The organism is Streptomyces sp. NPDC003691 (genome assembly GCF_053981115.1).
In genome coordinates, this window is record NZ_JBSFNQ010000080.1 from 24411 (window position 1) to 33125 (window position 8715).

General features: G+C 71.0%; 11 protein-coding genes. 7 read left to right on the top strand and 4 right to left on the bottom strand.

The genetic code is table 11. The annotated features are described in order from the left end of the window. Positions 1-67: 67 nt before the first annotated feature. Positions 68-790, top strand: a complete 723-nt coding sequence (locus ACWDR0_RS28005) for a hypothetical protein (RefSeq protein WP_456354564.1) — start codon at positions 68-70, stop codon at positions 788-790. An 11-nt stretch (positions 791-801) separates the two neighbouring features. Here ACWDR0_RS28005 and ACWDR0_RS28010 read toward each other — a convergent pair whose 3' ends face one another. Beyond that, positions 802-1212 (bottom strand): hypothetical protein, encoded by a 411-nt coding sequence (locus tag ACWDR0_RS28010; protein ID WP_456354565.1) that lies wholly within the window; start codon positions 1210-1212, stop codon positions 802-804. A gap of 128 nt (positions 1213-1340) precedes the next feature. Between ACWDR0_RS28010 and ACWDR0_RS28015 the strand changes: the two genes are divergently transcribed. Next, a complete protein-coding gene (locus tag ACWDR0_RS28015; protein WP_456354566.1) occupies positions 1341-2702 on the top strand; it encodes a transcriptional regulator in 1362 nt (453 codons plus the stop codon). 199 nt (positions 2703-2901) lie between these two features. Here ACWDR0_RS28015 and ACWDR0_RS28020 read toward each other — a convergent pair whose 3' ends face one another. Continuing rightward, positions 2902-3144: a hypothetical protein gene (locus ACWDR0_RS28020; protein WP_456354567.1), complete on the bottom strand. Its 243-nt coding sequence runs from the start codon at positions 3142-3144 to the stop codon at positions 2902-2904. Between the two features lie 450 nt (positions 3145-3594). Between ACWDR0_RS28020 and ACWDR0_RS28025 the strand changes: the two genes are divergently transcribed. The 3 genes from ACWDR0_RS28025 to ACWDR0_RS28035 all read left to right on the top strand — a co-directional run bounded on the left by ACWDR0_RS28025 (position 3595) and on the right by ACWDR0_RS28035 (position 5237). Next, entirely contained in the window at positions 3595-4416 is an 822-nt protein-coding gene (locus tag ACWDR0_RS28025; protein WP_456354568.1) for a phosphatidylinositol-specific phospholipase C domain-containing protein, read from the top strand. Positions 4417-4462: 46 nt separating this feature from the next. After that, complete coding sequence (locus ACWDR0_RS28030; protein ID WP_456354579.1) at positions 4463-4906, top strand: protein-tyrosine phosphatase family protein; 444 nt, start codon at positions 4463-4465, stop codon at positions 4904-4906. Between the two features lie 97 nt (positions 4907-5003). Next, positions 5004-5237 carry a DUF2277 domain-containing protein gene (locus tag ACWDR0_RS28035; RefSeq protein ID WP_456354569.1) on the top strand — a complete coding sequence of 78 codons (234 nt, stop codon included), beginning with the start codon at positions 5004-5006 and terminating at the stop codon, positions 5235-5237. A gap of 21 nt (positions 5238-5258) precedes the next feature. Here ACWDR0_RS28035 and ACWDR0_RS28040 read toward each other — a convergent pair whose 3' ends face one another. Then, positions 5259-5894: a DedA family protein gene (locus tag ACWDR0_RS28040; protein WP_456354570.1), complete on the bottom strand. Its 636-nt coding sequence runs from the start codon at positions 5892-5894 to the stop codon at positions 5259-5261. Between the two features lie 396 nt (positions 5895-6290). Next, positions 6291-6746 carry a DoxX family protein gene (locus ACWDR0_RS28045; RefSeq protein WP_456354571.1) on the bottom strand — a complete coding sequence of 152 codons (456 nt, stop codon included), beginning with the start codon at positions 6744-6746 and terminating at the stop codon, positions 6291-6293. 199 nt (positions 6747-6945) lie between these two features. Between ACWDR0_RS28045 and ACWDR0_RS28050 the strand changes: the two genes are divergently transcribed. Together ACWDR0_RS28050 and ACWDR0_RS28055 are read left to right on the top strand one after the other, a co-directional pair. Then, positions 6946-7719 carry an ABC transporter permease gene (locus tag ACWDR0_RS28050; RefSeq protein ID WP_456354572.1) on the top strand — a complete coding sequence of 258 codons (774 nt, stop codon included), beginning with the start codon at positions 6946-6948 and terminating at the stop codon, positions 7717-7719. A gap of 271 nt (positions 7720-7990) precedes the next feature. After that, complete coding sequence (locus ACWDR0_RS28055) at positions 7991-8575, top strand: TMEM165/GDT1 family protein (protein WP_456354573.1); 585 nt, start codon at positions 7991-7993, stop codon at positions 8573-8575. Positions 8576-8715: the final 140 nt, after the last annotated feature.

Sequence of the window (8715 nt, forward strand, 5' to 3'; positions counted from 1 at the left end):
GTCGCCTGCAAGGGCTGTCACCACAGCGGCAGGGGCTTTCGGCGCTGGTGAGTGCGATGCTGTGGCGGTGAGGGAACGGGAGACTTTCCAGACGCATCTGCGGCAGGCTGCCACCGGCATCCTGGAGCGCGTACCCGAGGATCTGAAGCGCGAGATATACGTCCTGGCCTTCAACATCTGGCGTATCGGTGCCGACAACCGCCACTCGTACGTCGACATCGGCTACAACACGGAGAGCCAGTACGAGGACGGGATGCGCCGGGATTCCGATGCCCGGGAGGTGCGCTGGAACTATGCCTTCTGGATCCTTGAGGGCTTCGACAAGCTAGGCAATGTTCCCGAGGATCCGGTCGGTGCTCCGCTGTACCAGGAGGAGGCCAGGAACCTCGGCATCTGGTACGACGGCGAGTTCGATCTGGGGCGGATGCTGGACGACGACGAGCTTCGCGCCAAGTCCGGTCTCCTCGAACTCCACTTTCACGACGCCGTGATCGACCTCGCCCGTTATCTCCACACCACCGGCACCATCGAGAGGATCTTCGGACGCCCACTGCCCGTGGTCGTCTTCGACATGGACTGTCCTGGCTGGGAGGAAGAGGCCACCAAGGCTGCCAATCCGGTCTGGGGTGCCCGTTCGCCGCTCAATCAGGCGTCGGCGGCGACCATGGCCGCCGCCGGGATGGTCGAGGAGGGGCGGATCCGGGAGCACGTCCACAAAGCCGGGGCATGGCGGGATTCGGTGGTGCACGCGATGCTCGACCGGGAGTGGCGTTCGGACGGGGACGGGTAGCCCCGTGGGGGCTACCGGGGCTCGGGGCGGGGGACAGCCCCGGGGATGGGCAGGCTGAGGCGGCCTGCCACGACGGCAGGGAGAGACGTGGGCATCTCCTCGGTGACCCAGGCGAACTCCAGGCCCGCGAGCGTGGCTCCCCGGTCCGTCCAGACGAGGATCTCGCCGATACGGGCGCCGGACGGGTCGTGCACCTGCGCGTCCACGGGTACCAGCGCTGCCGGTAGTGCCGCGTGCTCGCAGGGTTCCCGGACCTGTAGATCGACACTCACGGAGCCGCGTCCCCAGACGGCCGTCACCTCGGTGCGGTCCAGCTGGCTCCGTAGCTGTGACGCGCCGGGGAAGTCCGCCGACAGGATGTGTTCGAGCACTGCGCGTTCGTCGGCGTTCAGCGGGCGCGGGTCGACGGGGAGTGGAGCCATGCCCCCATTGTGAGCCGGTGGGAGCAGGCGTGCCCACCTGGGCCCATCGTGTTACCACGTGTACCCACGCGGCCGGTTGGCCGTGTCAGCCACCTTCCCTCCGTGCCCCCGCCGGTCATGCTGGGGAGGTGGACATCGACGAACATCCACTGACCTATCTGCTGCACCGGCAGGGCTGGTCGGCGAGCGACTACCTCGTGCGCTTAGGGGTGGTGCACCAGCGGCTCGGCTACGGGCCGATCGCCCGGGACCGCAAGCGGGTCACGCGCTGGACCAGGGGTGGTGTCACCCCCGACGCGCACGCGCAGCGGGCGATGGCCGTGCTGCACGGCATCCCGGAGCACGAGATCGCGGCCAGACCCTGGCCCGAGTGGCTCAAGCTCGCCTGCGCCGATGATCAGCAGCTCGTCTCCGCCGAGTGGACCCTTGCCGCCACGATCGACCTACTGGACCGCGTCGCAAGCACGGGAGGGCCGATGGACCGCAGGGGATTCCTGGTCGTTACGGGGATAGCCCCGGTGCTGGCCGGGGCCGCCACCGCCCGACCCGCTACGGCCCGAGCCCACGGCCGCCGGATCGGTGCGAACACCCCCGAACTCTTCGAGCATTCACTGGAAATCCTTCGGCATCAGGACGATCAGTTCGGCTCCGGTCAGGTCCACGCGTCCGCCCGCGCCCAGCTCCGGCTCATCAATGCGACGCTGCAGTCGTCGTCGTACACCGAGGCCACCGGGCGCCGGCTCTGCGCCGCGGCCGCCGAAGCGGCCAGGATCTGTGGCTGGACGGCCTATGACTCCGGCCGCCGCGCCCTCGCCGAGGAGTACTACCTCGCCGGCCTGCGAGCCGCGGCGTCCTCCGGCGACCAGGTCGTCACCGCCAATATCCTCGCCTTCTGGGCCATGCTGCGATACGCCACAGGGGATCCCCGCGGCGCCGCGGACCTGGTGGCCGATGCCCTCTCCCGGGCCGAGTCGGTCGGGTCGCCCGCCATGGACGCGATGCTGTACGCGCGGCTTGCCCGGGCCCATGCCCGCGCGGGCGATCCCCGGGCTTCGGACCGGTCGGTGAACGCGGCGTTCGACGCCTACGACCGCGCCCGTGACCGGGGCCCGGGCGAGGCCCCGGACTGTGTCTACTGGCTCAACCTCGGCGAACTGCACATGCAGGCGGGGTCCTGTGCGCTCGACCTTGGCCGACCGGACGAAGCGCTCGGTCACTTCACCGCCGGTGCGGCCGGTCTGCGTACCACCGACGTGTACCGCGAGGACGAATTTCCCCGCTCCACCGCGATCTTTCTGGCACGCGAGGCCGAGGCCCGGATGGCACTGGGTGACCTCGACGGCGCGGTCGACAGCGCCCGCCGTTCCGTCGACTACCTCGGCGGGCTCTCGTCCGCCCGCGGCAGTTCCAGCCTCACCGACCTCCGCTCCCGGCTCGCCGGGCACCGGGCCGTGCCCGTCGTCCGGGACTTCCTCGACCGGACCGCTTGAACGTCGAACAGCGGTAAACATGCGATGAATGAACGGCAGTTGAGGTGTTTTGTCACCCACATGGAGTACCACTAACGGGTGAGTGCCCGTGGCCCGTGCGGTAGTGGTTCGTTTCCAGATGGAGCAGGCGCGCGTGGAGGGGGCCCGCCGCCCGGGTGGGGCGGCGGGCCGGGACCGCAGAAGGGGTGGGGACGGTGGGCTACTTCTCGCGGCGCAGCCTGGTCCAGACGTCCGACCAGACTGCCGCGGGCAGCAGGGTCAGGCGCAGGCCCAGCACCATGGCGAGCGAGAGCAGCAGCGCCTGGAGCGGGGGCTGGTCGCCGATGGCCAGAAGGACCATCAGGCAGCCGGGGCCCGAGGAGGCGAGGGCCGCCTCGGTGGGGGCCTGGAGGGAGAAAGAGCGGCCCGCGGGAGACCGCGGGTCCTCGGGGGGTTGCGCCATGGCGACCTCCGGAGAAAGGGGAGGCGTCGCGGAGGCTCGCCGGATCCTGCCAAGACGAGACGAGCCACTGCGGCGCCGATCCCAACCAATGCGTCGCAATCGCTAACGGGGCGCGCTCCCCGGGGGGTGCGCTCCTCCACCTGGATGAATGAATCCGGTTTGAAGACGGGTTGACGCGCGCCGCCCTGCCCGGAGCCGCTTCCCGGTGGTGAGAAGCCTGCCGTGTCCCCGTCGAGGGCCGGCCGTCCGCCGTTCCGCCGCCCGTACGGGTGGTTGTTCGTGCTGATGTGCGGTCGCGGGCAACCCCTTCGGCCGGTCAGGCCCTTTCTCCCGGTAGCCCCTTGCTCCGGTGGCGTGGTGTCCCGAAAGCGAAGCCGTTCCGCGGGAGCTGCGGGGGATGGTTCCAGGTGGTATGTCACTTTGGTCGAGATATGGGGACGGTGTGTCGGGATGAAGAGGACCTCACTCGCGGAAGATACGGCTCCGGCGGCGGCCGGGCCGGTACCCCTCCGCTCCTGGATGGCCTCCCTCGGTGATACGACCCGGCTGGAGCAGCTCACCATCCCCGGCACCCACCACTCCGCCGCCTGCTTCGGACCGCCGTGGGCCGTCTGCCAGGACACCTCCGTCGAGCAGCAGTTGGACGGCGGCATCCGGTACCTCGACATCCGCTGCCGCGCCCGCAACGGCGCCTTCACCCTCCATCACGGCGAGGTCTTCCAGAACCTCGTCCTCGGCGAGGTCCTCGGCGACTGCTGGGACTTCCTGCGCGCCCACCCCTCCGAGACCGTACTGATGCGCCTCGGTCAGGAGCACTCCGCCGAGAACCAGGTCTTCCGGACCATCTTCGACCGCTACTACGGAGACTGGCACGCCCTCCTCCTGGTCGGCGACGCGCTCCCTTCCCTGGGCGAGGCGCGTGGGCGGGTCGTCGTGCTCGCCGATCACGACGCGCTGCCGGGCGTACGGTACGGCGACCCCGCCCTCTTCGACCTGCGCGAGGGCGGCGAATCGTTCCTGGAGGACGAGGGGGTGCCCGGGCGGCTCACCGTCGTGCAGGGAGCGGTGGGCGGGGGTGTACCGCGTGAGGTGGCGGGGCGGGCCAATCGCGAGCTCCTCGCCGGACTGCGTACCACCCGCTCCCGGCACCCGCTCGGCGTCGTCGCCATGGACTTCCCGGAGTCGGAGCCGGGGCTCGTCCGCGCCCTCGTCGACCGGAACCGGAGCGGTGATATCGGGGAAAGCAGCGATGGGCCGGTGCCGGGCCCGTAGCGTCGGGGCCGGACCGGACAAGGAGCCGGCCAGGGAGGTGGGCGCGGTGGGTGTCTGGGAGCGGGGTGCGCCAGGAGTGCTGGAGCTGCCTTCGGGGCGGCTCGTACGGGGGCGGGGGCTGCGCAGACCGCTGCCCGGCGGGCCCGAGCCGGAGTTCGGGGTCTATCTGCTCGGGAAGGAACCGCCCGCCACCGGGTGGGAGAGCGCCTGGGTGCGCTGGCCCGACTTCCGGCTCCCCGCCGACCGGCCGGCCGCGGACCGGGTTCTCCGCCGGGTGCTGGAGAGATGCGCCGACGAGCGGGTCGAGGTCGCCTGCGGCGGTGGCCGGGGGCGGACCGGAACCGCCCTGGCCTGCATCGCCGTACTCGACGGGGTGCCTGCGGGCGAAGCCGTGGCGTATGTACGGCAGCACTACGACCGGCACGCCGTGGAGACGCCCTGGCAGAAGCGGTACGTGAAGCGGTACGTCCGCAGCTTCGGAGCCGGGTGAGAGGGATGAGAAGGAAGGGACGGGGGAGGGGCAAGCGGGTGAGAAGGAGGGGCGGGGGAGAACGGGCGCTGTCGGTGGGCGGGGGCACACTGGAGACATGTGCCGCAGCATCAAGACTCTCCGCCCGCCCGTCCTGCCCGAAGAGGCCACGGAGGACGACATCCGTGCCGCCGCCCTTCAGTACGTACGGAAGGTGTCCGGCTTCCGGGCGCCCGCCGCGCACAACCGTGAGGTCTTCGACCGAGCCGTCGACGAGATAGCCGAGGCGACCGCCAGGCTGCTCGACGGTCTGGAGATCAGGGGCGGGGCGAGAAAGGCCGGAGCGGAGTAGCGGAGCAGCAGAAGAAGGGCGTCAGGCCGGTTCCGTGGCCGGCTGCGGGGCCGGGCGGCGGCGCATGAAGTACGCCGCCAGGGCTCCCGCGCCGAACAGCGCGAAGACCGAAACCGCCGCGCCCACCCAGCTCGCGCCCAGCCACTGGCCGCCGAAGTAGCCCAGACCGACGCTGTAGCCCGCCCAGATCACGCCCGCCAGCGCCGACCACGGGAGGAACTCCCGCACCCGGCGGCGTGCCGCGCCCGCGCCCAGAGAGACCACGGAGCGGCCGGCCGGGGCGAAGCGGGCGATCACCACCAGGGCACCGCCACCGCGGGCCAGGGTGGAGCCGAGCCGCGCCTGGGCCTTGGTGAGTCTGCGGGACCGGGCGATCGCCCGGTCGAAGCGGTCCCCGCCGCGGCGGGCCAGCCGGTAGGCGACCAGATCGCCGAGGACCGACGCGGTGGCCGCGCAGAGGATCAGGATCAGCAGGGAGGGGACCTCGTGCGGCACCTGGCCGGTGACGGTCTTCGTGCCCGCGGCCGCGGCCGTGGCCGCGGTGATCACCAGTACGCCGCTCGGCAGTACCGGCAGGAAGACGTCGAGCAGCACGGAGAGCGCCACGACGGCATAGATCCAAGGGCTGCCGACCAGCGGCCCCAGACTCTCCAGCACTGTTGACTCTCCCCGTTTCCCCGTGTGATGACAGTGCTGTGTCGGTCCGGACGGTCATTTCCTTGACGGTGGCACTGGCAGTTGTACAGCGTACGCGTGTTGTCCGCCGCAGGAGGGGCCGGGGCCCTGGATGTTGTGATCATCACCTCTTCCGTCCGATGCGGTGATGTCGCAAGCGCCCCGAAGCCCCCCACGGCGCACTGATGCGCCGACGTTACTTCGCGATGACGATCACGGGTAACGCCCGGACCCTCCAAAGAGGGGCCGGGCGCTCCGTTGTGTGTCGACACATACCCGAGCGGTGATCCACCGGTTGTCGGGAGTGGAGGAGGGGGGAGATAAGGGGGAAGGGAAGGAGGGAGGGGGCGGACGGGGGAGGGGGAGGGGGAGGGGGTGTCAGCGCGTGGCGTGTTCGCGCGGGCTCGCGGTGGTCGTCGTGGTGCTCGTCCGGCCCAGCAGGTTGTCCAGCGCCAGTGCGCCCGGGCCCGTGAAGACCAGCAGCAGGAACGCCCAGCAGAACATCGCCGACGCCTCGCCCGAGTTCTCCAGCGGGAAGAGCGCCTCCGGCTGGTGGACCTTGAAGTACGCGTAGGCCATCGAGCCCGACGAGACGAATGCCGCCGCCCTGGTGCCCAGGCCCAGCATCACCAGGGTGCCGCCGACCAGCTGGATGACCGCCGCGTACCAGCCCGGCCAGGTCCAGGCGTCCACGGTGGCGTTGTCCGGGGTGCCGAGCAGGCCGAAGAGGGACGCGGCGCCGTGGCAGGCGAACAGGAAGCCGACAACGATCCGGAAGCCGCCGATGGCATACGGCTGGTACCGGTTCAGGGTCGCGACGACGGAAGCGGGCATGCGGGCTCCAGGTGTGGGGGGAGCGGGGACGGCCCCGGGTGGGACGGCCCGTGGGGGGAACGGTTACAAGTTAGGTAGCCCTCAAAGGTGCTTGCAAGTTCAAGTAAAGCTCGGGGGGTGATTCTCATTGGACTCTCATTGAGCCGCCCCTGCCCTTGCGGTGTCCCGGGGCGCGCCGGACACGGCCTAGGGTGGGCGCGTGCTGCTGACGGTCGATGTCGCGTTCGGGGTGGTCCTCGCCGTACTGCTCGTCCTGGCCGCGGTGGTGGCCGCCGTCGCGCATCTCGGCAGGGCCCGGGAGATCGTCGTTGCCGGTGCCCGGGCCGCGGCCCAGCTCGCGGCGGTGTCCCTGGTCATCGGGTGGGTGGTGCACGCACTGCCCGCGCTCTTCGGCTTTGTGCTGCTGATGTACGCGGTCGCGGTACGCACCGCCGGTCGGCGCATCACCCCCAACAGGACCTGGTGGTGGGCGGCGCTGCCGATCGCCGCCGGGGTGTTCCCGGTCGTCGGGGCGCTGCTGCTGACCGGTCTGGTGCCGCTGAAGGGCATTGCGCTGGTCCCCGTCGCGGGGATCCTGATCGGCGGGGCCCTGACCGCGACGGTGCTGGCCGGGCGGCGGGCGCTGGACGAGCTGCGGCAGCGGCACGGGGAGGTGGAGGCCGGGTTCGCCCTCGGGTTCCCGGAGCGGGACGCCCGGCTGGAGGTGGCCCGCGGGCCCGCCGCGGACGCGCTGCTCCCGGGGCTCGACCAGACCCGTACGGTCGGTCTCGTCACCCTGCCCGGCGCCTTCGTCGGCATGCTGCTGGGCGGCGCCTCACCGCTTTTCGCCGGGGCCGTCCAGCTCTTCGTGCTGGTCGCGCTGATGGCCGTGCAGGTGGTCGCGGTCGCCGTGGTGCTGGAGCTGGTGGCGCGGGGGCGGCTGCACCGGGACGGGGCCGGGGAGCGCGGGGCGGTCCCCGCGGGCCGGTCGTGATCGTTTCGGCATCGGCTACCCTGGACGGAGCAGAAGGGGAGTAGCTCTTCGCCGGAACGTCGACATACTGCTGGGCCCGATCGTGAGACCGGACCCGGCCGGCGCCCGGAGGCGACCGGTCCCGAGGACCGGCTCCGCCAGCGAGACCTTCGGCCGCAGTGTTCATATGCTGCCGTGCCGAAGCGACCCCCTTTTCCGGGTGACGGACTCCGTCCGGCCCCGGGTCACGGTCTCTCGGCGCGGCCGCCCGACCGATTGAGGAATCCCACCCGTGATCAGCTTCACCGTTATGGCGATCACCTTCGGCGTCGTCTTCCTGGCGGAACTCCCCGACAAGACCGCCCTCGCCGGGCTGATGCTCGGCACCCGCTACCGCGCCTCCTACGTCTTCGCGGGCGTCGCCGCCGCCTTCGCCGTCCATGTCGCGCTCGCGATCGCCGCGGGCAGCGTGCTCACCCTGCTGCCGCACCGGCTGGTGCAGGGCGTGGTGGGTGCGCTGTTCCTGGCGGGGGCGCTGATGCTGCTGCTGAAGAAGTCGGACGACGACGAGGAGACCATCAAGCAGCCCGAGGACCAGTCCTTCTGGAAGGTGTCCGGGGCGGGCTTCATGCTCATCCTCGTCGCGGAGTTCGGCGACCTGACGCAGATCATGACGGCCAATCTCGCGGCCCGCTACGACAACCCGCTCTCGGTGGGGCTCGGGGCGGTGCTGGCGCTCTGGGCCGTGGCCGGTCTGGGCATCCTCGGCGGCCGGACCCTGATGAAGTACGTGCCGCTGAAGCTGATCACGAAGATCGCGGCCACGCTGATGATGGTGCTGGCCGGGTTCAGCTTCTACGAGGCGATCACCGGCTGACGATCGGCCCGTAGCCCGTAGCCCGTCTGTAGCCCGTGGCCGTTGGCCGGTGGCGGCGGAGGACGCGACATCGAGCGGTTCCGCGTCCTCGGCGAGCACCTGGTGGGCGAGGTTGGCGATCGCCACCCGGAGATGGGTGC

What these genes read in the sequence shown, in the direction of transcription:
- ACWDR0_RS28020 (WP_456354567.1), bottom strand. Translation starts at nt 3,144, where the DNA reads ATGGCGCAACCCCCCGAGGACCCGCGGTCTCCCGCGGGCCGCTCTTTC.
- ACWDR0_RS28035 (WP_456354569.1), top strand. Translation starts at nt 5,004, where the DNA reads ATGTGCCGCAGCATCAAGACTCTCCGCCCGCCCGTCCTGCCCGAAGAG.
- ACWDR0_RS28025 (WP_456354568.1), top strand. Translation starts at nt 3,595, where the DNA reads ATGAAGAGGACCTCACTCGCGGAAGATACGGCTCCGGCGGCGGCCGGG.
- ACWDR0_RS28010 (WP_456354565.1), bottom strand. Translation starts at nt 1,212, where the DNA reads ATGGCTCCACTCCCCGTCGACCCGCGCCCGCTGAACGCCGACGAACGC.
- ACWDR0_RS28045 (WP_456354571.1), bottom strand. Translation starts at nt 6,746, where the DNA reads ATGCCCGCTTCCGTCGTCGCGACCCTGAACCGGTACCAGCCGTATGCC.